Source organism: Corynebacterium ammoniagenes DSM 20306 (assembly GCF_001941425.1).
Taxonomy (GTDB): Bacteria; Actinomycetota; Actinomycetes; order Mycobacteriales; family Mycobacteriaceae; genus Corynebacterium; species Corynebacterium ammoniagenes.
Window position 1 is genome coordinate 1,489,326 of the sequence record NZ_CP009244.1, and the last position, 24,302, is coordinate 1,513,627.

The window sequence follows — 24,302 nt, forward strand, 5'->3', positions numbered from 1 at the left end:
GAAATGAGATTCGGCTGAGATTTACAGGTAGAGGTTGAGGCCGAGTGCCGGCCATATGAGCCAGGCGAATAACGCCATGACAATGAGATGGATGGGAAAGAGAACCGCTGCCACACGCATGAGTTCGCGGTTAGAAAATGGCGCGGGCTCGTGGCCAGAAAAGATCGCCAGTGGCTTCGCCGAGGAAGGCAAGGTGTGACAAAAGCCCGCTGCCACCGTGGAGATAAACGCCACCGCCACGGGATTGGCGCCAATCGCGGGTGCCGTGGCCACCACCAGTGGAATCAGAACCGCTGAGCGTGCCGAGCGTGACTGGATGACGAGATGTGCTGCGGAAGAAACAATGATGACCAAAGCTACGAACATGGTCGGGTGTGCTGACCCCAGGATTGCAGTGGCTAGAACATCTGCCGCGCCCGACGACAGCAGTGCCCCGCTCATAGCGATGGTTGCTGCCATAAACAACAGCAAGTTCCACGGAACCTGGCGGATCGTGTCTTTGAAGTCCACGGTGCCCATTTGTGGCGAGCAAATCAGCAACGCCGCCAAAACTGCGACCAAAGCTGGGTCAATGCCGTGTAAGGATTCGCTAAACCACAGCGCCACTGCCGCGCCAAGGATGGCAATCGTTCGCTGCTGCCCAGAAGACAGTGGCCCGGTAACGCCGTCACCAAAGTCGGTTGTGGTGAGGCGTACTTTCTCGGCGCGCTGCGCTGCGGTGGAAAACATTCGCAACACCACTTCCGCGGAGACATGCGCCATGACTATTGCATAAGGCAAGCCCAGCACTATCCAGCGGGTAAATGAGATTTCCGGCAAGTCATTGGTGCCTAGAATCTGTACCGTAATCAGGTGTGCGCCGGCACCAATGAGCGATGCTGCCGCAGTGAACAACACAACGGTTGGCAACACCAACGCCAGTACTTTCACCAGCCATTGTTGCGGTGTCGGCAGCACGCCACGCAACGCAACGAGCACCGGCAGGATAAGCGCTGCACGCCCACTGGTGGCGGGCACCGCAAAGGCGGTGGCTGTCACAGCAAATGCCAGCAGGTGCACCAATCCATGGGGAGTACTAACCCGGCGTGTTAGGTAGGCGGTTGCACGCAATGCCAGACCCGACTGTGTTACCGCGGCGGAAAGAATGAATGCGCCGATGAGGAGCCACGTGGTGTCATCGCCAAGCGCTGCGAAGAACTCTTCTGAGCTCATCACATTAGCCAATACCAAAGCACTAGCTGCGGCCAGTGCAACGAAAGTATCATTCAAAGTGCCAAATACCCACAGCCATATCGCGGCGGTAAATACCGTCAGCGTCGCCTGTGCCTCGGGGCTTAAGGTGCTCGTCAGTATCCACACACCAGCGACTACAACTATTCCGGCGACCGTCTTCCATGAGCCCAGCTGTGGCCGGGCGAACTGGCGGCCGACCTTCGGTAAAAGCCGCGGCGGGGGTGGGCTACTGCTAATTGCGGTCTGATTCCGTGCTATCTGATTTGTTGCTGCTGTAGTCATGCTGATCACCTCCCGCCGGAAGTTCAAGGACCACCGTGGTGCCGCTTGCAGCATCGGCAGTAACGAGCGCGCGCCCGCCATGGGCATCCGCCACAGTGCGCACCACGGCTGCATAGGTGGAGCGCACCGGCCAGGCGATCATCGCCGCGGCCTGCTCATCATCGGCGACAAAATCGACTGCCGTAATCCACAACCGGCAAGTATCACCATGGACGTGAGCACCAGCGTAAAGCTTCTGTTTGCTATGCGGCGATAACATTCCGGCGATGGCACGAAAGGCATCTGCAATCGCGATGCGATTCACCTGTGCCGTTCCGGATGCCTCGATAGCCTGTGCATCAAAATCACGCGCAATCACCCCAAGGTCAGCGGATTCAGTAGCAATACCGCGGGTACCCGGAGCAAGACGCGACAATGCCATCAAAGATTCACACGTCGCGCGTAGTTTCTCCGGGTGGTTAATCCCCTCGCGAATCTCGCGTGCCGCCGCGTCTGTGATCGACTGGTTTATGCCGCGAACCTCATATTCGCGTACCCAGGCATCGTTATAAGCCCTGGCCAGCTCTGTGATCTCATCTGTGCCATCAAAGCCCAGCCGTGTGGCTGCGTCCCTGCGGCTGTCTTCGGCCGCCTGGTGTGAGACCTTCCGGATGGGTGCGAGCAGCCGTCCGGTAATCAGCCACGCTAGAAACGCCGCCAAAACCAGGACACCAGCAGCGACCAAAATGACAACCCTCATAAGTTCAGCGATCTCGCGGTAGTCGGAGTCCGTAAACCGCGCAACCATCAGCTTGACCTCTTGTGAACCTTCACCGCCATCAACGGTGACGGTCCCCCAATGAATCGGATCACCATCATCGGGTATATAAAGTCCCGCCGGCATGGGTGATTCGATGGCATGTTGAATAAGCGGATCCCCCTCTGCCAAGCTTCGACCAGTAGGACCTGGTAGACCAACGAGTCTGCCATCAACGAGTCCCACCAATGCCTCATCGCGGGTTGGAATCTGACGGGATAAAAACACCTTTAACAACCGCGTATTTGAAGCAAAAGGTTGTGATGTCTCTGGATCCACGCCGTTTTGTGCCAGGGAGCGAAACTCTTCTAGCTCCTGGACAACATCTTCGTTGGCTTTTTCTGGCACAGCGTTCAACAGCACCGTGCGCGTGGTCAGCACAATAGCCAACAGCGAAACAGCAACCAAGCCCAACAACCAGAACAACAGCCGTGAACGCGAGGAATGACGCGCCATATCAGGCATTGCAGCCTCCCTCCATGTAAGTAAATCAGGATTCCGATTTGGAATACTGATTACCGTATAAACGAAGGATGAAACTGCCATGAGGCGTTTATTAAACAATCTTCATATTCAATTATGATTGTCGTAACCGCACGTCACACGCTATGGCGCAGAGCGTTTAGCGGTGCGCTTGCCATCAAGAACCACCATCTCACCGTTTAAAATCGGGAGTTATCACCAGCTAGAATTACTGCAAGATTTCCACTATTTGATGGCGCACCAACCCGCCCGGACTGCCGTGGGGTCTTGCATGCCGTCAAGATATTTGTCTCTCAGTTCGGTAGCTTTCCAACCCGGCGCTATGGCATTTGTCATTCCATAACCTCCCTTTGATACGGAATACACTGCATACTCGGAGTTTGCACCGGGACCTTGAGAATGACCGTCATCATGAGAACCCACTTCTTTGGAGTAATCTCCGTGATGCTCAAACTTCGCGATTCGGGTCAACACCATCTCGTCCCAGCTGAAATGCATCGAAGAAGTTCTGCTGGAACTGTCGCGCCTCAGTGCACTACCGCCGCGAAAGCAATCCTCGCGCCAACAATATGTTGAACGCTAATAGACATCGCCCTAGCGTCAGATCCCTCAACCTACCTACTTTTCGGGGGTTAGTTCATTATGCTTCAACCCCTTTTTTCCTGCTCAACACAGATATGGAAAATTTAAACGCTGACCTGAGATCATTTCAGCAGAAATTTTTCTGCTCAGGATGGGCTAATTCCCGCACAGGAGTAGCGTTGCCGGCGGGCAAATAGGAAATAGCATGAGCTTGGATAGGTAATACTTCTTACCCAACTAAGTTCGCGCCCGCTTGCAAACGTTATGCACTGGGCAGACTTCCCCGAGGTCTGCCCTTCATATTGGGAAAGAACTAGTTATGTCACAAAACGAAACACCTTCCATGGAGAGAAAGGTTGACGGGATCCCGCTGGCGATCGTGGGCATCATTATGCTGGCTGTTCCGGTGGTGATTAATGCTGCACTACCCGACCGTGAGTCCGACAGAGCGCCAGTAGAAGTAGGCAACCTCACGATTGAGGATGAGGGAGGCAACGCATTGAAATGCCCCATGGACGGAACGGACGGAAGTCGCTATCCGCTCTGGCGTTGCGACGGTACCGTGATCGCTGGACGCATCGATCCTGAACCCAACGACATCGGTCTTGCCACCCAGCGCATCGCGCGGTGGGAAGAAATGTCGAAGACTCTTACAGATGAGCAACCGGAACAACTTTCGAAAGACATGGTTCGGCTCGACACCATCGAATCATCGACTCTGGCAATCCGTAACCCTGAGTCTGCCGACAGTAGCGGAGGAGAGAGTGATGAAAGCGACACCAGCGCTGAGGATGAAACGGACAAGTGGGTCTTCCTCAACTTTAGGCAAGGTGACTTCATCTCAATGGCCGACCGCGTTCAAGCTCAATTCTTAGAAGGCGGTGACGAGTAAATGCGCACTGAACTCTACAACCGAGTGGTCTTAGCCGTCCTTGCGCTAGGCGCGCTAGTAAGTACCGTCATCACGGTCAACAGTCACATGGCGATCAGTACGGCTATTATTTTCCTGGGCATCGTATTTCCCCTGGCTCTCTTGGGAATCGCCGTACTCTTTTTCCGTACCCATCCAGGACGGCCGCAGCAACGGTGGTGGCTCATTAGTGCTTTCGTAATCGGCATGCTGTGCTTCGGGCCAGCAGTTGAGCTCAACTCCACCATGTCAGAGATGGTCCAAAAGCTTGACATTGAGCCGGATTCCATCTTGGATTCTGTGCTGTATTCGCCAATGCCTGAAGAAACCATTAAGGGCATCGCTATCGCGTTGTTGGTTGCTGGTTTCATACGCGTGCACCACCCAGTGTCTGTCGGTATCGTTGGCGCTGTAGTCGGGTTTGGATTCGCTGGCATTGAGAGCGCACTATTTATCAACGATTCAGCTCTCCGCAACCTAAATTCAGACCTGGAAGGTGGCGGCGTCCTTGCCGTACTGCGACTCATTACCGGGCTTTTTGGTCACTCTTTGTATTCCGGCCTAGTTGGCTTCGGCATTGGGCTTTACTTCTACGCCCGTCACCTTGGCCTCCCCGCCCGGATCATCAGCCTCATCGGCATGTGGCTGCTAAGCGTCGTGCTCCACACCTTGTCCAATATCGGAACCACACTCCCCGATGGATACTTCTGGCTCGGCCCGATACTTTCATTTTTGTTGCCAACAATTCTTGGCATCATCGTTTATCGCCGTTCGGGAAAGATCGCGCGAACCACACGCACTGAGCCGGAGTCGGAGTCTGCACCGATCGCCGTTTAGTTCGGATACCAGGTGTTAGCACCAGACCTCAGTACTAATTGCCCGCCCGTGATTTTATGGAATCGCGGGCGGGCTCTAAACCTTGGTAATACACTGTGGATTTGTCGGTATTAGCCCCAAGATTTCTATATTTATGCTGGATACGCCCTTACCCCCATATTGCGGAATTTCGTTCATTCCGTAGATACTTCGCTGGGAAATTAGTAACGTTATCTTATTCAATCCATTCAAAATATTAAGTGAACGTTTTGAAGGTTCGATAAACCAGAACCGAATCAATCGCTTTCTACCGTATATGGGCAGGTGAATATTTTGGGCGAGTTTATTATTGATCGCTGGCAAGACATCACCTTTCGGGCGTACCAACATACTTCCTTGGTATTGCAGTCGGTGTTACTCGCGCTTGTCATTGCATTGGTCATCGCAGTCTTGGTCTCTTCGCACCATCGTGCGACCGCGATCGCTAACTCCCTTTCCTCCATTGGCCTGACGCTGCCATCCTTGGCACTGCTCGGCCTCGCCATTCCACTATTTGGAATCGGCACCATTCCTTCTGTTGTTCTCGTGGTGTTTTACGCGGTACTTCCGATTTTGCGCAACGCGATCGTGGGGCTGCAAAACATTGATACCGCCATCATTGAATCGGCGCGCGGTCAGGGCATGAGCCCCGCCGCGGTGCTTTTCCGAGTCAGGTTGCCGCTGGCATGGCCAGTGATTATGACCGGTGTTCGTGTCTCCACGCAGATGTCAATGGGTGTCGCAGCCATCGCTGCTTATGCCTTGGGACCTGGACTGGGTTCTTACATCTTCTCTGGTCTGAGCCAAATTGGCGGTGCGAATGCCTTGAATTATGCGTTTGTCGGCACCATCGGCATCGTCATTATCGCACTTGTCGTAGATGCACTTTTGGCACTTCTGCAAAAACTCACTACTTCAAAGGGGCTTTAAAACATGTCTGAAACTTCCAACGCAAATAACACTGCGGGCGCGAGCATTGAGTTTAAAAATATTACGAAGAGGTACCGCGGCCAAGACACCCCGGCTGTCGATAATCTATCTCTCGAAATTCCCGCCGGTGAGCTCGTAGCCTTCGTCGGACCTTCAGGCTGTGGCAAGACCACGTCTTTGAAGATGATTAACCGCTTGGTGGAGCCCACCAGCGGGCAAATTCTTATCAACGGCGACGATGCCATCAAACGCAATCCCACCGAATTGCGCCGCCAAATTGGGTACGTCATTCAAGGTGGCGGACTTCTCCCCCACATCTCCGTAGCGGATAATATCGCTTTGGTTCCCTCGCTTTTGAAATGGCCCAAGGCAAAAATCTCGAAGCGCACGGATGAGCTTTTGGAAATGGTAGGTCTTGACCCTTCCATCTACCGGGATCGCTTCCCCCGTGAGCTTTCTGGTGGTCAGCAGCAGCGTGTTGGTGTTGCGCGTGGTCTCGCAGCTGACCCACCAGTCGTGCTCATGGATGAGCCTTTCGGTGCAGTAGACCCGATTACTCGTGCGCGTCTGCAGGACGAACTGGTCAATATCCAGTCTGAGCTTGGCAAGACCATCGTCGTAGTCACCCACGACATCGATGAGGCCATCAAGCTTGGCCACCGCATTTTGATCTTGGAGCCAGGCGCCGAGATTGCGCAATACGACACCCCGGAACAAATCTTGGCTGCACCTGCCTCGCCTTTCGTGGAAGATTTTATCGGTTCTGGTTCCGCATTAAAGCAGCTGAATTTGCGCCGCGTGGATGAATTTCCCCTCGCTGAACCACTGGTGGCACGCATTGGAGATAACGCTGCCGACGTCGTGCGTCGTGCTCGCGAGGCGAAGGAAAAATCCGTGGTGGTCTTGGACAACCAGGATCGCCCACGCGAGTGGGTGCAGTTGCGCCAGCTAGAGCGCTTGGACACTATCCCAGAGCCAAATATTGAATTGTCATCGACAGTCGAAGCTCGCTCCACTGTCAGCGACGCGATGTCTGCCATGCTGGCATCCTCCCACGGCGGCGCGATGGTTACTCGTCGTGGCAAATACATTGGCGTATTGAGCTATGACTCAGTCAACGACTACATCCGTAGTCTCAACGAGGCCGCCGCGCGTGATGAAGAGGACAGTGAGGAGGTCGGTTCCAGTGGACAAGTTTAAAACGCTTAAAGGCGAAAACCGACTCCTCGTTATCGGCATCCCAATCTTGGTGATCGTCGCCGTCGTCGGCTGGGGTATCTGGCGCGCAACCGCCACACTCGATGATATTGAAGCACGCACCTTGGATCCTTCCTCCGTGCTGAGCCTGACGTGGGAACACCTCGTTATTGTGGTCATCTCCGCAGTTATCGTCTTGGTAACGGCTATCCCGTTGGGCATTGTTCTAACCCGCCCGGCGACTGCTTTCTTAAGCCCCATCGTGACCGCCATTGCCAATATTGGTCAGGCAGCACCGGTTATTGGTGTCATCGTCTTGCTAGCAATCTGGTTGGGTTTTGGTGCCCCAGTAGCCATCGCGGCGCTGTGGTTTTACGCCTTCCTACCAGTACTAGCCAACGTTGTAGCAGGCCTGCGGGGCGTGGATAAGGATCTGGTGGAAGCCGCCCGTGGTCTATCGCTATCCCCCATGCAGGTGCTTTTTAAAGTAGAGCTGCCCTTGGCATTGCCGGTAATCATGAACGGCGTGCGCACCGCGCTAGTGCTGCTGGTCGGTGCCGGTGCCTTCGCTACCTTTATCGATGCTGGTGGCCTCGGTGGGCTGATTACCGCCGGCATTAACCTGTACCGCAACCCAATTCTGATTTCTGGTGCCGTCCTGATTGCCGCTTTGGCTTTGGCCATTGAGTGGGTCGGACGTGTTCTTGAAATTGGACTAACGCCGAAGGGGATGCTGAAGTGAAAAAAGTAATCGCAACACTAACTGCAGCGAGCACCTTATTTCTCGCCAGCTGTGGCTTAGGAACAGCCGGAGGTCTCATCCGCACTGGTGAACTCAAAGGCGATATTGCCGATATTAATTTGGAAGGTGCTGCCATTGGCGTAGGTTCCAAGAACTTCACCGAGCAGATTCTTTTGGGCAAAATTGCCGCAATCCTTTTGGAATCAGCTGGCGCCAATGCCAAGGACTTAACTAACGTTCCTGGCTCCACATCTGCACGGCAGGCGATGGTCTCTGGTGATTTGGACGTCATGTTTGAATACACCGGCACCGCCTGGATTACCTACATGGGCAATACCGACCCGATTCCGGATGAGCAAGAGCAGTACGAAGCCGTCCGCGAAGCCGATGAAGAAAACGGCATCGAGTGGTTGCCTCCGTATCCAATGAATAACACCTACGCACTCGCGGTGAACCAGGATACGAACGCCGAGTATGAGCTGGAGACCCTGCACGATATTGAAAAGATTCCGCCGGAAGACCGCACTGTGTGTACCGATGCTGAGTTCCGTGCGCGTAATGACGGTCTTTTCCCCATGCTAGAAGCCTATGATTTGCCGGCACCATCAAATAGCCAAATCATGGAAATGGACGTCGGCGCCGTCTATGCCGCCTTAGCCAACGGCGACTGCACCCTCGGCGTCGTATTCGCCACCGACGGCCGTATCCCGGGCCTGAACTTGAAAGTTCTGGAAGATCCCGAAGCTTTCTTCCCCAAGTACAACGCCGCGTTGACCGTACGTTCTGAGGTGATAGAAGAGTATCCCGAGATTGAGGAGCTCTTCGCTCCCCTACAAGATCTCTTGACCAACGAGAAGATGCAGGAACTCAACGCCCGCGTCGATATTGATGGCCAAGACTATGCGGACGTCGCCTACGATTTCCTCGTTGAGGAGGGTCTCCTCGAAGACTAAACACGCTACTATCTAAGCGAATCAATAGGTTCAGCCCCGAATGAACGGGCTGAACCTATTGCGATGTTGGACAAGGGCAGCTCCACGCTTTCCATGTACTCAGAGTTTAGACTTGTTGACCTGTGGTGTTTCTGTTTACCCTGCTCAACGGCTTCCTCTATTTTCTCCAATGTCGATATTGCCGGGGCTTTTGAAGCTTTTAGGGAATTTCTGAGGAATTTTATGCCCCTGCGCACCCGCAGATGTCCGACCAATCTGACATAAATGTTGGGACAGTGCGAGAATTCGACTACGACGTTCCGCACGCAGCAGACTCATCAAACAAGGAGGACCTAAAGCGGCATGGCAGCCGGACCGAGACACCATCACCCTGCGTCTTGGCATGACACAGACACGGCCACCCAGTGCAGCCTTGTCCACAAGTAGGGCACGCGCGCTACGGCAACCCACAGGGCATTATGGCCCGATGGAAATACGTGCTGATAGGTCCGCTGCACGCCTATCGATCTCCTCTGTCGAATACACCCTAACCGAAACCAAGTAAGGACCACACCCTGCGCGCCTGGCCTCCGAACTTGGCGCAACAGCCAAAGTCCTTAAACTTGGCTATCCCTACACGAAAGCAAAATCGCATCATGAAACGCATATTCCCTATCGTTGCGGCCGCACTCCTGCTCACGGCATGCGGCGCACCAGACTCCGAGCCTGCTCCTAAAATCTCGACCAGCACGACCGCATCTGCGACCTCTACCAGCTCCACTACAAGCACGAGCGCCGCACCAACAACCAGCGCAGAACCAACCCCGACAGTCGAACCCGCAGCAACCACCGGCGACTACTACCCGGGCGACCCACGTCTAACCCCCATAAACGCCACCTCGGACACCGTAGGAACGTTCCTCGCCCAAGACGTAGCCGACCCCTCCGGAAAATACTACGTGTTCTGCAACGGCGGCACCCTCACCAAAGCCGAAGGCTCGCCCGTCGAATCCGGCACCTGCTCCGAGCTAGTCACATGGGATGAAGTCAGCAAAATAGCAGCGCAATTCTCCGACGCCCTCCTGGTCGAGATGGAGAAAGCTTTCGCTGATGTCGAAGCCGAGATAAATACCAAGATGGAAGAAGAGGGCTACACCACTCCAAACAGTCCGTATCCGGATGCCTCCGAGGATGCTGTGTTTAACTCCTGCTGGGAGGACGGCTATGCACAGTTCACCGATGGTAGCGTACGCCCTTACTCTGACTGTGAGCTCGGGCCAGTCGAGCAAACCCCGTCCCCATGGGTGCAAGGACAAATCGACTGGCACAACTGTTTAGACGCAGGTAATACCGAAGAGTATTGCCGCGCCACCCTCAACTAAAAGCATTCAGTTCGGAGCGAGAACTATCGAACTAGAAAAATGAATAAAGGCGCCCTCAGCCTGGCCGGCAAGTACGAAGGATGAGGGCCTAGGATCCAACTAGAACTAATGATCAGACAGGACTACCTACCACAGGAGAAGGTCAACAAGTCAGGCAAAATCTCGTGGGTCTCCAGTTGGCGACACCCCGCAGGAACCCCCGCTCAAAAAGGTTGACCACCCGCCGCAACGCCAAAGCCCGCGAAGACGCCCAACAACAAGCAATCCGCAAAGGCAACTACGAGAAGGTAGACTCCGCTCCGATAACGACACCAACCGAGAACTAAGCCCCAGCGCCAAGATCCCCGCCCGGGCACTCACCCATGCCGATGTTGATTATTAACACGCACAACTGCCTAACGGGCGCTCCTGGAAATCCAAAGAGGATGCTGGCATCGCGGAGTCTTCTGCCCGCAAGTACGTCGTCAGGCTCTCATCGACAATAGACTACGTAATCGAGTCAGATATCGTGACTCGTAATGTAGTAAAAATGCCCCGGACCATTGGCAAGGCTGCGGCGGTGCGCCCTCCGAGCTTCCAACCGCAAGCCAATTTTCTGGTGTTATTAAACTGCTCGAAGACGGCGGCCCGGTCTACTCGATGCATATTCGCAATAAAGGTGGGTGGCAAGAAGGGGTGCACTGCCGGGTCAAAGCCCCCTATTGCGGACAAGCGACGCCAAGCGGTTGGCACAGGGTCGCGAATACCTGAGGTGTACGGGCTGGCTATGGGGAATGTTGGTTTTCTGCGCCGCGCGGTTCATGTGAAGAAGCAGATTGATGTCAATGGTAAAAATCGTGTTCCGTTGAAGACTGGCTCTTCGAAACATTCGGTGCCGGTGGCTGGTGTGCAGGCGGCATTGGGACATTCTCCTGCGTCTACGACGTTGGGGACGTATACACATTTGTGGCCGGATTCAGATGAGGTGGCGCGTGCTGCTATTTCCGGTGCGGTTGCGGGATTGGATCAGCATGGGGATTTTTGGGGGATTCTGCACAGGCCGAGTTTGGATTGTTAGAGTACGGCCTGGGGGTTTACTGATTACCCCTAGGCCAGCTCCACGATCTCCATATATTCGTCCGACCAGAGGTCTTCGTCGCCATCAGGCATGATGATAACGCGTTCTGGTTCGAGTGCTTTGACGGCACCGGGGTCGTGAGTAACCAAGACAACGGCACCGGTGTAGGTCTTGAGCGCATCTAGGACTTGCTCGCGGGACTGCGGGTCTAGGTTGTTGGTGGGCTCATCGAGAAGCAGCACATTCGCGCGCGAAGAAACCAAGGATGCTAGGGACAAGCGGGTCTTTTCACCACCGGATAAGGTTCCGGCGGGCTGTTCCAGCTTGTCACCGGAGAACATGAAGGCACCGAGCAAACCACGCAGGTCTTGCTGACCGGCATCTGGGCAGGCTTCGATGGTATTTTCCCACACGGTTTTATCCGGGTTGATGTTGTCGTGCTCCTGCGCGAAGTAGCCAATGCGCAAACCATGTCCAGAGACAATTCCGCCTTCGCCATCGGTGCGTTCAACTCCGGCCAACAGCTTGAGCAAGGTGGTCTTACCCGCACCGTTTGTGCCCAACACGACCACGCGAGAGCCCTTATCGATGGCAAGATCTACGCCGGCGAATACTTCCAGCGAGCCGTACATCTTGGTCAGGCCCTTAGCGAACATCGGTGTCTTGCCACAGGGCGCCGGCTCAGGGAACTTGATGTGGGCAACCTTGTCGGAGACGCGGACTTCATCAAGCTGATTCATCATCCGGTCAGCGCGCGCCAGCATCTGCTTGGCGGCCGCAGCCTTCGTAGCCTTCGCACCCAACTTAGCGGCCTGCTTGTGCAATGCTGAGGCCTTCTTTTCCGCATTGGCGCGCTCACGGCGACGGCGTGCCTCATCGGTGGCACGGGCATCAAGGTACTTCTTATAGCCCATATTGTAGACATCGGCTTCGGCGCGAACAGCGTCGAGGAACCACACCTTATTGCACACGGCATCCAGCAGTTCCACGTCGTGCGAAATCACGACGAGGCCGCCTTCGTGGTTGGATAAAAATCCGCGCAACCAGGTAATGGAATCCGCGTCCAAGTGGTTCGTGGGCTCATCGAGAAGCAATGTGGTCTCAGATTTGCCAGAACCAGAAGTTGCTGCGAATAGAATTTGCGCCAATTCCACGCGTCGGCGCTGACCGCCTGAGAGCGTTCCGAGCTTTTGATCCAGCACGCGAACTGGAAGACCCAGGTTGTCACAGATCTGGGCACACTCGGCATCAGCTTCGTAGCCACCGAGTGTTTGGTAGCGCTCTTCCAAGCGAGAGTATTTCATAATCGCTTTATCGCGCTTATTTTCATTGGACTCAGTTTCCATGACGTGCTGTGCCTTCGCCATAGAACGCTTGATTTCATCCAAGCCTCGAGCAGATAGCACGCGCTCACGCGCGGTCTGTTCAATATTGCCCTCGCGCGAGTCCTGCGGCAGGTAACCGATTGGACCTGAAGACGTGACTTTGCCGCCGTAGGGCTCGGTCTCCCCCGCTAGAATGCGCATGGACGTAGTCTTGCCCGCGCCGTTGCGGCCAATCAGGCCAATGCGGTCGCCAGGTTGCACACGTAGTTGCTGACCTGGTGCCTCAAGTAGCGTTCGGGCGCCTACGCGCACTTCTAAATCTTGGGTAACAATCACATCGATCCATTGTAACGGTGATTTGCGCAGTTCCTAATCCAGTACCTGATCGAAAAAATATTCGCCCCAGCGCAAGACTTGATGCGCTGGGGCGAATATTAAAAAGCGGTGATTAGACCGAGAAACCTAGAGCCTGGAGCTGCTCGCGGCCTTCTTCGGTAATCATGTTTGGACCCCATGGTGGCATCCAAACCCAGTTGAGATCAACGGCCTCAGCCTGCTTGTTGCCAATGATGGCGTCTTCGATCTGCTCCGCGATGACATCAGTCAGCGGGCACGCTGGAGAGGTCAAGGTCATGTTGATAACAACAGTGTTCTTGCCCTCGAGCTCTTCGAACCACATGTCATAGACCAAGCCAAGGTCAACAACATTGATGCCCAGCTCTGGGTCAATAACGTCGCGCATGTACTCTGCGACGTCGTAGATCTTGGCGATCTGCTCTTCAGTCTGCTCGGGACGCTCGCGCGCACCGTCGAAGGAAGAGTTTTGGTTCTGGTAAGGATCGGGAGTTGGATTTGCGTTAGTCATTTATGACTCCAATTCGTCGAGTGCGTCTACCGACGCAGCTTGGAAGGCTTTCCAGCCTAGTAGTGCACATTTTACGCGAGCCGGATATTGAGAAACACCGGAAAAAGCTACGCCATCACCGATGATGTCTTCGTCGCCTTCTTCCTTGCCACGAGAAGTAATCATCTTTTCAAACTCTGCGAGTTTGAAGTTGGCTTCTTCTAAAGACTTACCAATGATTTCCTCGGCCATGACGGAAGTCGAAGCCTGCGAAATCGAGCAACCAACCGCATCGTAGGATACGTCCTTAACGGTCTTCCCGTCATCGGATAGCTGAACGCGAAGCGTCAGCTCGTCGCCGCACGATGGGTTAACGTGGTGAACTTCCGCCTGAAACGGTTCGCGTAGACCCTTGTGCTGAGGGTTTTTGTAGTGATCCAAGATGACCTCTTGGTACATCGAGTCAAGCATTAGTTCACCCCAAAGAATTTCTTCGCCGCAACGATAGCGTCAGCCAAGGCATCGATTTCGTCGCGAGTGTTGTACAGATAAAAGCTGGCACGAGCCGTGGACTGCACGCCCATGGTCCGGTGCACCGGCCAAGCACAGTGGTGACCCACGCGGATGCACACACCGTGATCATCTAGAACCTGGCCCAAGTCATGCGGGTGAATTCCCTCGACCTGGAAGGAGATGGCTGCGCCACGGTTTTCTGGCGATGTTGGGCCGACGATACGAAGGCCTTCGATCGCAGAAAGCTTCTCCAAGCCATAGGCAGTGAGATCCTGCTCATGAGCGTGGATATTCTCCATGCCAATTTCTGACAAAAATTTCACCGCTGCACCAAGGCCAACGACCTGGCTGGTCATCTGGGTGCCTGCTTCAAAGCGCTGTGGCGGTGCCGCAAACGTCGTCTTTTCCATGGTGACCACTTCGATCATCGAACCACCGGTAAGAAACGGCGGAAGATTATCCAAGTGTTCAGCCTTGCCGTACAGCACGCCGACACCAGAAGGACCACACATCTTGTGACCAGAGAACGCTGCAAAATCAACGTCGAGCTCATGGAAGTCCACCGGCATGTGCGGCACAGACTGGCAAGCGTCTAAGACGGTCAGTGCTCCGACGGCCTTGGCACGGCGAACCATCTCAGCGACATCGACTACTGCACCGGTCACATTGGACTGGTGAGTAAAAGCGACAACCTTGACGGAGTCATCGAGCTCGAGTGAATCAAGATCAACACCGCCGTCTTCGGTGGCTTTGTACCACTTCAAAGTGGCACCCGTACGCTCAGCTAGTTCTTGCCACGGCACCAAGTTAGCGTGGTGCTCCAATTCCGTGATGACAATGGTGTCATCAGCGGTGACTTGGAGGTCACCGGCACGTGAATCACCCAGGACGAAGGCGACTTCATTGAGGGCTTCGGTTGCGTTTTTAGTAAACGCAATTTCGTGCCCATCAGCGCCAACGAACTCGGCGATTGCATCACGTGCTTCTTCGTAGGCGTCAGTTGCTTCTTCTGCCAGTTGGTAGGCACCACGGTGAACGGGCGCGAACGTATTTAGCACGAAGTTTTCTTCGGCCTTCCACACCGGCAGCGGGCGCTGGGATGTAGCGCCCGAGTCGAGATAGACCAAAGGTTTATCGCCTCGAACCGTTCTGCTGAGCACAGGGAACTGGCTGCGGATAGATTCAATATCAATTGCTGGTGTGGACATTATCTTCTTTACTGGAACTGCTCGTAACCGGTCTTCTCAAGATCGCGTGCAAGCTCTGCGCCGCCGGTCTTGATGATTTGGCCGTCAGAGAAAACGTGTACGTAGTCAGGGACAATGTAGTTGAGGATGCGCTGGTAGTGGGTAATCATGATGATGCCACCGTTGGTTTCCTCCTGGTAGGAGTTGATTCCATCGGAAACAATGCGCAGCGCGTCAACGTCAAGACCGGAGTCGGTCTCGTCCATGACAGCGAACTTTGGCTTGATGAGGTCAAGCTGCATTACCTCGTGACGCTTCTTCTCGCCGCCGGAGAAACCTTCGTTAACGGAGCGGGAGATGAAGGACTTGTCAATGTGCAGACGCTCACGAGCTTCCTTAAGCTCGTTGTTCCACTCACGCAGCTTCGGTGCTTCGCCGCGAACAGCGGTAACAGCTGAACGCATGAACTGGCTCATCTTCACGCCAGCAACCTCAGTTGGGTACTGCATTGCGAGGAAAAGACCTGCGCGAGCGCGCTCATCAACCTCGAGGTCGAGGATGTTTTCGCCGTCGAGCAATACTTCGCCCTCGGTGACCTCGTAGCGAGGGTGGCCAGCGATAACGTAGGACAAGGTGGACTTGCCGGAGCCGTTAGGGCCCATGATTGCATGGGTCTCACCGGAGTTAACGGTCAGGTTAACGCCCTTGAGAATTGCTTTTGGCTCTGAGCCTTCCTCGCTCGGAAGGACCTGGGCATGGAGGTTCTTAATTTCTAGAGTAGACAATCTAGTGCTCTTTCTGTCTGATTAGGCTGATTCTTGCGATGTATACGTGCGGTGCGTGTAGTTACGCGTTGATCTTTTCCAGTTCATCCGAAACACGGCGCTCGAGCTCTTCGCTCAAGGACTTAACTGGGATGCGGTGAATAACTTCATTGAAGAAACCGCGAATGATCAGACGACGTGCCTCATCAGCGGGGATACCGCGGGACATGAGGTAGAACAGCTCTAGGTCGTCAAAGCGGCCAACGGTCGCAGCGTGACCAGCACCTGCAATTTCACCGGTCTCGATTTCCAGGTTAGGAATCGAGTCAGCGCGTGCGCCATCCGACAAAATGAGGTTGTTGTTGGTCTCGTAGGTATCAGTGCCTGGTGCATTAGAACGAATCAGAACGTCACCAACCCAGCAGGTACGAGCTTCGTTTTCCTTGGTGCCCTGCAACGCGCCCTTGTATAGAACATTGGAGCGGCAGTTTGGAACCGAGTGGTCCACGAGCATGCGGTTTTCGAAGTACTGACCAGCATCTGCGAAGTAGACACCCAGCAGCTCTGCGTCGCCGCCCGGAGCGGAGTACTTCACGCGTGGGAACAGACGTACAACCTCGCCACCGAAGATGGCGGAGTTGTGGCGAAGCACTGAGTCACGTCCCATCAGGATGGACTGGTTGGACAGGTGAACCGTGTCGTTGTTCCAGTCCGCGTCGACGATGACGGTGACGTGTGCACCGTCGCCGATGATGAAGCCAAGGTTGTCGGCGTGAGTGCCGGAACCTTCGTACTTCACAACCAGGGTGATCTCAGCGTGGTGGCCAACATCAAAGGTGGTAGCACCGAAGGACACATTGTCCTCGCCGGCACCCGAGATGGTGACATGCACGGGCTCATCCGAGCGGGTTTCTGGATCAATGGTGATCAGAGTTGCTTCGGGCATAGAAGTCCATGCCTGAGCTGCAACGCGATCGGATGGTGCACCAGCTGCGCGCAAGCGCTCGTTACTGCCATCAACAGTCTCAACGGTGACGCCCTCTGGGGCGGTCACATTGATGTCTTGTGGAACAACCTTGAGGTTGTCCGCGAAGGAACCATTGTGGAGACCGCGAATCTTACGCAGCGAAACAAAGCGCCACTCTTCATCACGGCCGCCTGGAACCTCGAATGCCTCAACGTCGAAGGACGTAGGCAGGTCACCCTTGGTCTGGTAGCCGGAGCCTTCGACTACGGCTGCACCAGAAAATTCGTTAGAATTCAGCATCTTGTTTAGCCTACAGATCCTTCCATTTGCAGTTCGATCAGACGGTTGAGCTCAAGTGCGTACTCCATTGGGAGTTCCTTCGCAATCGGCTCGACGAAGCCACGGACAATCATCGCCATCGCTTCTTCTTCCTGGATGCCGCGAGACATCAGGTAGAACAATTGCTCCTCGGAGACCTGCGAAACGGTTGCTTCGTGGCCCAAGGTGACGTAGTCGTTGCGGATATCGTTGTACGGATATGTATCCGAACGCGAGATGCTATCGACCAACAGCGCGTCACACTCAACGTTGGAGTACGAGTGGTGCGCGTTCGGGTGCACCTCAATCAGGCCACGGTAGGCAGCACGGCCACCACCGCGGGCAACAGACTTCGAAACAATGTTGGAGGAGGTGTGTGGAGCCAGGTGCTTCATCTTGGCACCGGTGTCCTGGAACTGGCCTTCGCCAGCGAATGCTACGGACAGTACTTCGCCCTTAGCGTGAGGACCCATCATCCAAACAGCTGGGTACTTCATGGTGACCTTGGAGCCGATGTTGCCATCGACCCATTCCATGGTGCCGCCCTCTTCTACCTTGGTGCGCTTGGTGACCAAGTTGTAGACGTTGTTGGACCAGTTCTGAATGGTGGTGTAGCGGCAGCGGCCGCCCTTCTTCACAATGATCTCAACTACTGCGGAGTGCAGGGAGTCAGACTTGTAAATAGGTGCGGTACAGCCCTCTACGTAGTGCACGTAAGCGTCCTCATCAACGATGATCAGGGTGCGCTCAAACTGACCCATGTTTTCCGTGTTAATACGGAAGTAGGCCTGCAGAGGAATGTCGACGTGGACTCCTGGTGGAACGTAGATGAAAGAGCCACCGGACCAGACAGCGGAGTTCAGCGCGGAGAATTTGTTGTCACCAGCAGGGATGACGGTACCGAAGTACTCCTTGAACAGCTCTGGGTGCTCCTTGAGTGCGGTATCGGTATCAAGGAAGATAACGCCCTGCTCTTCAAGGTCCTCACGAATCTGGTGGTAGACAACCTCAGACTCGTACTGAGCGGCTACACCTGCAACCAGACGCTGCTTCTCAGCCTCAGGAATACCCAACTTGTCGTAGGTTTCCTTGATGTCATCTGGGAGATCCTCCCAGGTCTGAGCCTGCTTTTCGGTGGACTTGACGTAGTACTTAATGTTGTCGAAGTCGATGCCGGAAAGATCTGCACCCCACTTTGGCATTGGCTTCTTGTCGAACATGCGCAATGCCTTGAGACGCTGTTCCAGCATCCACTCGGACTCGTTCTTCTGGGCAGAAATGTCGCGGACTACGTCCTCGTTAATGCCACGGCGTGCTGCTGCACCCGCTGCGTCAGAGTCGTGCCAGCCGAATTCGTACGCACCAATTGACTCAATGATCTCGTCATCGGTCATCTTCTTTTCAGTACCTGGCGCCGGTTGTGCCTGGGTCATGCCCTGCTCCTTTCGTCTGAATTATTAGTAATTGGTGTCAAGGGGATATTCGTTGTACAGATTCCGTGACCATCTGCAATAGAGGCCAAGGGCTGTACGTGAGTGCCTAACAGGGCGGAAAAGACTTCCTGTTCCGCCTCACACAATTCTGGGTGCTGCTCGGCCACTCTCGCTACTGGGCAGTGGTGCTGACAAACCTGCACCCCGTGCCCAGCTTCGTGAATAGTGGCTGCATACCCATTATCGTCCAGTGCAGCTGCAAGTTTACGTGCTGTGTCCACGACCGATTCATTCTCCCCCACTAGGGGTTCAATATCGGCGAGGAGCCGTTCCATGCGCAGAATGGCGAATTTCTTGACAGCCTCAGAGCCACCGACTTCACGCAGCGTGTCGAGTGCTTCTGAAGCAAGTTCGTCATAGGTGTGGCCGAACTGGGATCGACCTTTGTCCGTGAGGCGAAAGTGCTTAGCCGGTCTACCCCGTCCCGCGGACTGCCCATTTTTGGGCTGCGGGCGGCGATTGACTACTTCGGTCAAGCCATCTTCCACCAGGATGTCTAAATGCCGACGAACGCCGGCAGCTGAAAGACCAAGCTGTGTGCCCAAATTGGACGCTGTGATCGGACCTTCTTTGAGCAACAAAAGCATGACTTGGCGGCGCGTATCGCCTTCAGTTGACCGAGTCTCGGTCTGTAACTGCGTTTCTGCAGCCATTGCGCCCACCTCCTTTTGCTCTCTCTTTAGACAACACTAGTGTTCCCTAATTCATTCCCAATTGCTACCGACGCAGGTCAACGGCGTGTCGATATTACGGAATTCTGTTTCCTTAATAGCCCGTCTCCCAGCACCTTCCCAGAAAAATAGGCCTTTTGGACGCCTGAAAGAATGTCTTAAACACCGTGGCTGCACACCCCCGACAAGGTGGGCATTAAAGTAATAAGCCATGAGGATAAGACTGGGTCGCCTCGGCGGCATGTGGAAAGGGATCCGCGAGGAGATGCCTCGCTTCGGCACCGCCGGGTCTCGTTCCGCACAATTGCACGGAGATGACCACGCGAAGTTTGATGTCAGCGAGTCCTCTACCGATACCCCGTCGCAGACGCAGCCACAGACTCAGTCTGATACCCACAAGCTTTTTATCTTGCGATGGCTTGGCACCCTTGGTTCACTACTTATCGGTCTCGGGGGCCTCGGTGCAGGCGCCTTGCCCGTGGTCGGCAATCCCTTTGGCGAATTGCCTTTCGGACAACTCATGGGGCGCATGTTGGTCTCTTCCAGCGCGATGGTTTTTATCGGCGTTGGTTTGCTCGTCATCGCCTGGTTGCTGCTCGCCCCCATGGCGGGCACACCTCTGTTCCCACGCCGCCAAGCCGTGCAGCACACATTGTCACGGTCTCAAGTGTGGGTGACATTTTTCAGCTGGACCGTGCCGATTATTGCCACCGCCCCGCTATTTACTCAGGATATTTATTCCTATATCGCCAATGGCTCGATCGTGGTCCAGGGCATGGACCCTTATGCCGCAGGCCCGGTGCAGCTACTCGGCGCGGATGATGACCTTGCGCGCTCAGTGCCATTCATCTGGGCTAATTCCCCATCGCCATATGGTCCGGTTGCCCTAGGCATTGCCGCATTATTTAGCCTCATCACCAATGACTCCATCGTGGCCGCGGTGATTTTGCACCGACTGGCTTCCATCCTCGGCGTTATTGCCGCCGGGTGGGCCATCGCGAAGCTTGCGCAACGCTGCCGGGTGCAGCCCGCATCAGCGCTGTGGCTAGGCATATTGAATCCGCTGACTATCTTGCACCTGATCGGCGGCATACATAATGAATCCATCATGCTCGGCTTTGCTTTGGTGGGCATGGAGGTTGCGCTACGGGGCATCGATAAGCTGCATGCCAGCTTTCGCTTGTCGATGTCCACGGCGTGGCCAGCCTGGCTGCTGATCTTCGGCGGTAGTGTGCTCATCTCTGCCGCGGGCATGGTCAAGGTCACCGGCTTTATTGGCTTGGGTTTTGTCGGCATGGCCCTGGCACGACTGTTTACCCAACGCTTGCAGTGGAAACACTGGCTGGCCATTTCCACCGCGGCCGGAACCTTTGTCGCCGTGCTGGCCTTTACCATCGCGGCGTTTACAGTTCTTTCCGGCATTGGGCTCGGATGGATTACCGGTCAGGGTGGTGCGGCCACGATTCGCTCCTGGCTATCGATCTCCACAGATATTGGCGTGACCTCCGGATTCATAGGAATGATGTTGGGGCTAGGTGATCACACCGAAGCTATCTTGACCGTCACCCGCGCCGTCGGAGTATTGGCGGCCGCAGCTTTTATGGTGCGCATGATCTTTGCTACCTACCGCGGGGTCATGCACCCAGTAGGCGGGCTCGGCGTATCCACCTTGGTCCTGGTTATCCTGTTTCCAGTGGTGCACCCCTGGTATATCCTGTGGGCTATTTTCCCGCTGGCCGCGTGGGCCAATCGCCTCTTTTTCCGCTACGCGGTCATGATCTACTCGGCCGTGATGAGCTTTGTCGTACTGCCGCGCGGATTGGGGTTACCACCGGGAACCATTCTGCAGATTTACCTCTCTGCCGCAGTGGGCTTAGCGGTCTTGGTCACCATCGGGTGGGTCGCGTTACGGCTTTTTAGGCGTCGTGTCCTAAACTAGACAACCGTGAGTACAACTTTTGATGGACATCCGGTTTTGCGCCTTGACAACGTGGTCAAAGACTACGGAGACAAGCGCGCAGTTAACGGTTTGAGCTTTCATGTTCACCAAGGTGAGTTGCTGTGTCTGCTAGGCGCTAATGGCGCGGGCAAGACCACCACCATCGAAATGTGCGAGGGGTTTATCACCCCAACTTCCGGGGAGATCTCCGTGCTCGGTTTCAACCCCGCCACCCATCCTGATGCCGTGCGCGAGCGCGTCGGCATCATGCTGCAAGGCGGCGGTGGCTACAACGGCATCAAGGTACGCGAGATGTTGCAGCTAGCTGCCCGCTATAGTGCCAATCCACACGATCCGGATTGGCTCATTGATATCTTGGGCCTTGGCGGGGTCGCGAAAAACACCTACCGGCGCCTTTCCGGTGGCCAACAACAGCGCTTAGCATTAGCGCTCGCCATTATCGGTCGTCCTAATCTGGTCTTTCTCGATGAGCCCACAGCTGGGCTCGATACCCAATCGCGCATTGCGGTCTGGGAATTAATTCGCGCGTTAAAGCGCGATGGTGTGGCCGTCGTGCTAACCACCCACCTGATGGATGAGGCTGAAGCACTAGCCGACAATGTTTTGATCGTCGATCACGGCAGCCAGGTGGCCATGGGCACCCCAGATGAGCTGACGAAGATTGCGTCTTCAGCGCTCATCTCGATCGTGTGCAATCACGAAGTGGATGAAGAAGCATTTCACCGCGCCGTCGGCGTAGAGATCTCCGCTATTCGGCCATTGCACTATCGCATCACGATGGAGCCCACCCCAGAAGCAATTGCCACGATCACGAAAGAGCTAGCACGTCAAGAGGTGCTTATTACCCAGCTTGAGACATCGCACCGCAATTTAGAAGATGTCTTCTTGGATATCACCGGCCGTCATTTAAGGAGCTAAGAGTCATGACTGATGCCTCTCAATCAGATGCCGTGATGCACGGCCAAGTTCTGCCATCGTTTGCCCCAGGCACGTTTACCCCAGATGCCAAGGCGTCGAGCATCTCCACGATGATCACCGCGCAAGGTGCGATGGAAGCCAAGCTCATGCTGCGCCACGGCGAGCAGCAATTGCTGAGCATCATCATTCCTTTGGGTTTGCTCATTGCTTTCCGGGTCTTTCCGATAACCGATAGCTTCGGCGGCATCGACGCCGCTATTCCGATGGTGTTTGCGGTCGCGGCTACCTCCGCCGGGTTTACCGGCCAAGCTATTGCGGTCGCCTTCGACCGCCGCTACGGCGCACTCAAGCGCAGCGGTGCTTCCGGCGTTCCCGCCTGGGCCATTATTGCCGGCAAGATTATCGCCGTCTTCGCGATGGTCTGTCTGCAGGTCATTGTCCTAGGCACCGCGTCATTTCTCCTAGGGTTCCGCGCCCCAGTTTCCGGAATCTTGCTGGCCTTTGTGGTGTTACTGCTCGGAGTCGCGGCTTTTACTGCGCTTGGACTCACCTTAGGCGGCAGCCTCAGCGCGGAAATCGTGCTTGCGCTGTCGAACCTGATTTGGTTTATCCTCTTAGCCATCGTCGGCTGGACGCTGTACTCGCAAGGGCTCATCGACGTGGGCTGGTTGAATCTCATCCCGTCCGTCGCCCTAGCCAGCGGACTAGTCGAAGCGTTGGCCGGATCATTTCCCACCATTCCATTCCTTGCCTTGATCCTCTGGGCGATCGTCGCGTCGTTTGCAGCAAGCAAATGGTTCCGTTTTGAGGGCTAAATGTGAACTTACTCTTTTAACCGCTAATTTTTTAGGCCACCCCCATTATCAAAGGTAACGTAAGTATTCGTGAGCGCCATGACTGATTCTTCCCCTACTGCAACCCAGACACCTCGGACCGGCAAACCCGGCCCCTTCAACCGCATACGAAGCTTCTTCCGCGAGGCGGCACCGTCCATCAAACAGCAAAGAATCATCGCTTTGATCTTGCTGATCTGCCAGGGCGGCATCACCGTTTCCGGCTCGATTGTGCGTGTCACTGGCTCCGGCCTCGGCTGTGAGACCTGGCCTAATTGCCACGCTGGCTCGTTGGTTCCTGTCCCCGGGGCCGCGCCCTGGATTCACCAGGTCATTGAGTTTGGCAACCGTCTGCTGACCTTCGTGGTCGCTGCCGCTGCCATTGCCGCAATCGTTGCTATGCATATGGCTAAGCGTCGCTTTGAGCTCAAACTCTATGCTTGGCTGTCTATCGCTGGCATTGCCGTGCAGGCTGTCCTCGGCGCCATCTCCGTCTTTATGGATCTGCACTGGTGGGCGGTTGCCATCCACTTCATTCCATCGATGATCTTGGTCTGGATTGCCGCCATGTTGTACTCACGCATTAAAGAAGCCGACGATGGCACGCGCACGCCAGAGCTTTCCGATGCCATTCGCTACCTCGCCATCGCTGCCGTAGTAGGACTTAGCGTCGTGCTGATGACCGGCACCATGGTCACCGGGTCTGGTGTACACGCTGGCGATGCGGGCGTTGGTATGGAAGGCCGTTTGGATATCGATACCAAGCTCATGGCCTATATCCACGCCGGATGCATGTACGTCTACGTTCTCTTTACCGTCATCGTGCAGGTACTGCTATACCGCAAGAATGCTTCCGATGCCGCGAAGAAGGCCGGCTGGGTCCTCATCGCCTGCATTATTATTCAGTGGGCAATCGGTGTCTTCCAGTTCTACATGGGCGTGCCACGCTGGACCATTCCATTCCATATCGGAATGTCCTCAGTAGTCACGGCTTACACTGCCCTGCTTTATGCACACGGAATTGTTCGCGCTGGCGGAACCTCCGGCCTTGAAACAGGTTCACCAGCTGGCGATGTCAAGCGGGAAAAGCGACAGAAAGCCCTCGCAGCGCGCTAAAAACAGTTAGCC

General features: G+C 55.1%; 22 protein-coding genes. 12 read left to right on the forward strand and 10 right to left on the reverse strand.

Translation table 11 applies throughout. The features are described from left to right. Nucleotides 1-21 precede the first annotated feature (21 nt). Complete coding sequence (locus CAMM_RS06840; protein ID WP_232051050.1) at nt 22-1,515, reverse strand: SLC13 family permease; 1,494 nt, start codon at nt 1,513-1,515, stop codon at nt 22-24. Further along, on the reverse strand, nt 1,466-2,776 hold the full coding sequence (locus CAMM_RS06845) for a HAMP domain-containing protein (protein WP_003845853.1): 1,311 nt from the start codon (nt 2,774-2,776) through the stop codon (nt 1,466-1,468). Before CAMM_RS06845 ends, CAMM_RS06840 begins: the two co-directional genes overlap by 50 nt. Before the next feature lie 919 nt (nt 2,777-3,695). Between CAMM_RS06845 and CAMM_RS06855 the strand changes: the two genes are divergently transcribed. From CAMM_RS06855 to CAMM_RS12875, 8 genes are all read left to right on the forward strand, one after another. Continuing rightward, nucleotides 3,696-4,268 (forward strand): hypothetical protein, encoded by a 573-nt coding sequence (locus tag CAMM_RS06855; protein WP_040354583.1) that lies wholly within the window; start codon nt 3,696-3,698, stop codon nt 4,266-4,268. Further along, nucleotides 4,269-5,123, forward strand: a complete 855-nt coding sequence (locus tag CAMM_RS06860) for a PrsW family intramembrane metalloprotease (protein WP_003845859.1) — start codon at nt 4,269-4,271, stop codon at nt 5,121-5,123. It begins immediately after the preceding gene. Between the two features lie 312 nt (nt 5,124-5,435). Continuing rightward, a complete protein-coding gene (locus CAMM_RS06865; RefSeq protein ID WP_040354688.1) occupies nt 5,436-6,071 on the forward strand; it encodes an ABC transporter permease in 636 nt (211 codons plus the stop codon). 3 nt (nt 6,072-6,074) lie between these two features. Next, on the forward strand, nt 6,075-7,271 hold the full coding sequence (locus tag CAMM_RS06870) for an ABC transporter ATP-binding protein (RefSeq protein ID WP_003845863.1): 1,197 nt from the start codon (nt 6,075-6,077) through the stop codon (nt 7,269-7,271). After that, a complete protein-coding gene (locus tag CAMM_RS06875; protein ID WP_003845865.1) occupies nt 7,258-8,010 on the forward strand; it encodes an ABC transporter permease in 753 nt (250 codons plus the stop codon). Before CAMM_RS06870 ends, CAMM_RS06875 begins: the two co-directional genes overlap by 14 nt. Beyond that, nucleotides 8,007-8,963 (forward strand): glycine betaine ABC transporter substrate-binding protein, encoded by a 957-nt coding sequence (locus CAMM_RS06880; RefSeq protein ID WP_003845868.1) that lies wholly within the window; start codon nt 8,007-8,009, stop codon nt 8,961-8,963. The genes CAMM_RS06875 and CAMM_RS06880 overlap by 4 nt, the downstream gene beginning before the upstream one ends. Before the next feature lie 635 nt (nt 8,964-9,598). Continuing rightward, the gene (locus CAMM_RS06885; RefSeq protein ID WP_040354584.1) at nt 9,599-10,324 is read left to right on the forward strand and encodes a hypothetical protein; all 726 of its coding nucleotides are present in this window, start codon (nt 9,599-9,601) and stop codon (nt 10,322-10,324) included. Nucleotides 10,325-11,090: 766 nt separating this feature from the next. After that, entirely contained in the window at nt 11,091-11,381 is a 291-nt protein-coding gene (locus tag CAMM_RS12875) for a hypothetical protein (protein WP_147581052.1), read from the forward strand. Between the two features lie 29 nt (nt 11,382-11,410). On the opposite strand, the gene CAMM_RS06895 is transcribed toward CAMM_RS12875, so the two are convergent. From CAMM_RS06895 to CAMM_RS06930, 8 genes are all read right to left on the reverse strand, one after another. Further along, nucleotides 11,411-13,042, reverse strand: a complete 1,632-nt coding sequence (locus CAMM_RS06895) for an ABC-F family ATP-binding cassette domain-containing protein (protein WP_003845875.1) — start codon at nt 13,040-13,042, stop codon at nt 11,411-11,413. A 112-nt stretch (nt 13,043-13,154) separates the two neighbouring features. Continuing rightward, on the reverse strand, nt 13,155-13,571 hold the full coding sequence (locus CAMM_RS06900; protein WP_003845877.1) for a metal-sulfur cluster assembly factor: 417 nt from the start codon (nt 13,569-13,571) through the stop codon (nt 13,155-13,157). Further along, nucleotides 13,572-14,021, reverse strand: a complete 450-nt coding sequence (gene sufU, locus CAMM_RS06905) for a Fe-S cluster assembly sulfur transfer protein SufU (protein ID WP_003845879.1) — start codon at nt 14,019-14,021, stop codon at nt 13,572-13,574. Next, entirely contained in the window at nt 14,021-15,271 is a 1,251-nt protein-coding gene (locus tag CAMM_RS06910; RefSeq protein WP_003845880.1) for a cysteine desulfurase, read from the reverse strand. Before CAMM_RS06910 ends, sufU begins: the two co-directional genes overlap by 1 nt. Before the next feature lie 8 nt (nt 15,272-15,279). Further along, entirely contained in the window at nt 15,280-16,035 is a 756-nt protein-coding gene (gene sufC / locus CAMM_RS06915; RefSeq protein WP_003845881.1) for a Fe-S cluster assembly ATPase SufC, read from the reverse strand. Nucleotides 16,036-16,096: 61 nt separating this feature from the next. Further along, nucleotides 16,097-17,281 (reverse strand): Fe-S cluster assembly protein SufD, encoded by a 1,185-nt coding sequence (sufD, locus tag CAMM_RS06920; protein ID WP_003845882.1) that lies wholly within the window; start codon nt 17,279-17,281, stop codon nt 16,097-16,099. A 5-nt stretch (nt 17,282-17,286) separates the two neighbouring features. Further along, entirely contained in the window at nt 17,287-18,732 is a 1,446-nt protein-coding gene (gene sufB / locus CAMM_RS06925; protein ID WP_003845883.1) for a Fe-S cluster assembly protein SufB, read from the reverse strand. Next, entirely contained in the window at nt 18,729-19,445 is a 717-nt protein-coding gene (locus CAMM_RS06930; protein ID WP_003845885.1) for a helix-turn-helix transcriptional regulator, read from the reverse strand. The genes sufB and CAMM_RS06930 overlap by 4 nt, the downstream gene beginning before the upstream one ends. Nucleotides 19,446-19,674: 229 nt before the next feature. On the opposite strand from CAMM_RS06930, the gene mptB reads away from it, so the two are divergent. The 4 genes from mptB (at nt 19,675) to CAMM_RS06950 (ending at nt 24,290) form a co-directional block, all read left to right on the forward strand. Next, nucleotides 19,675-21,402, forward strand: a complete 1,728-nt coding sequence (mptB, locus tag CAMM_RS06935; RefSeq protein ID WP_003845887.1) for a polyprenol phosphomannose-dependent alpha 1,6 mannosyltransferase MptB — start codon at nt 19,675-19,677, stop codon at nt 21,400-21,402. A 6-nt stretch (nt 21,403-21,408) separates the two neighbouring features. Then, nucleotides 21,409-22,341, forward strand: a complete 933-nt coding sequence (locus CAMM_RS06940; RefSeq protein ID WP_040354587.1) for an ABC transporter ATP-binding protein — start codon at nt 21,409-21,411, stop codon at nt 22,339-22,341. A 5-nt stretch (nt 22,342-22,346) separates the two neighbouring features. After that, complete coding sequence (locus CAMM_RS06945) at nt 22,347-23,156, forward strand: ABC transporter permease (RefSeq protein ID WP_003845889.1); 810 nt, start codon at nt 22,347-22,349, stop codon at nt 23,154-23,156. 78 nt (nt 23,157-23,234) lie between these two features. Next, complete coding sequence (locus tag CAMM_RS06950) at nt 23,235-24,290, forward strand: COX15/CtaA family protein (RefSeq protein ID WP_003845890.1); 1,056 nt, start codon at nt 23,235-23,237, stop codon at nt 24,288-24,290. Nucleotides 24,291-24,302: the final 12 nt, after the last annotated feature.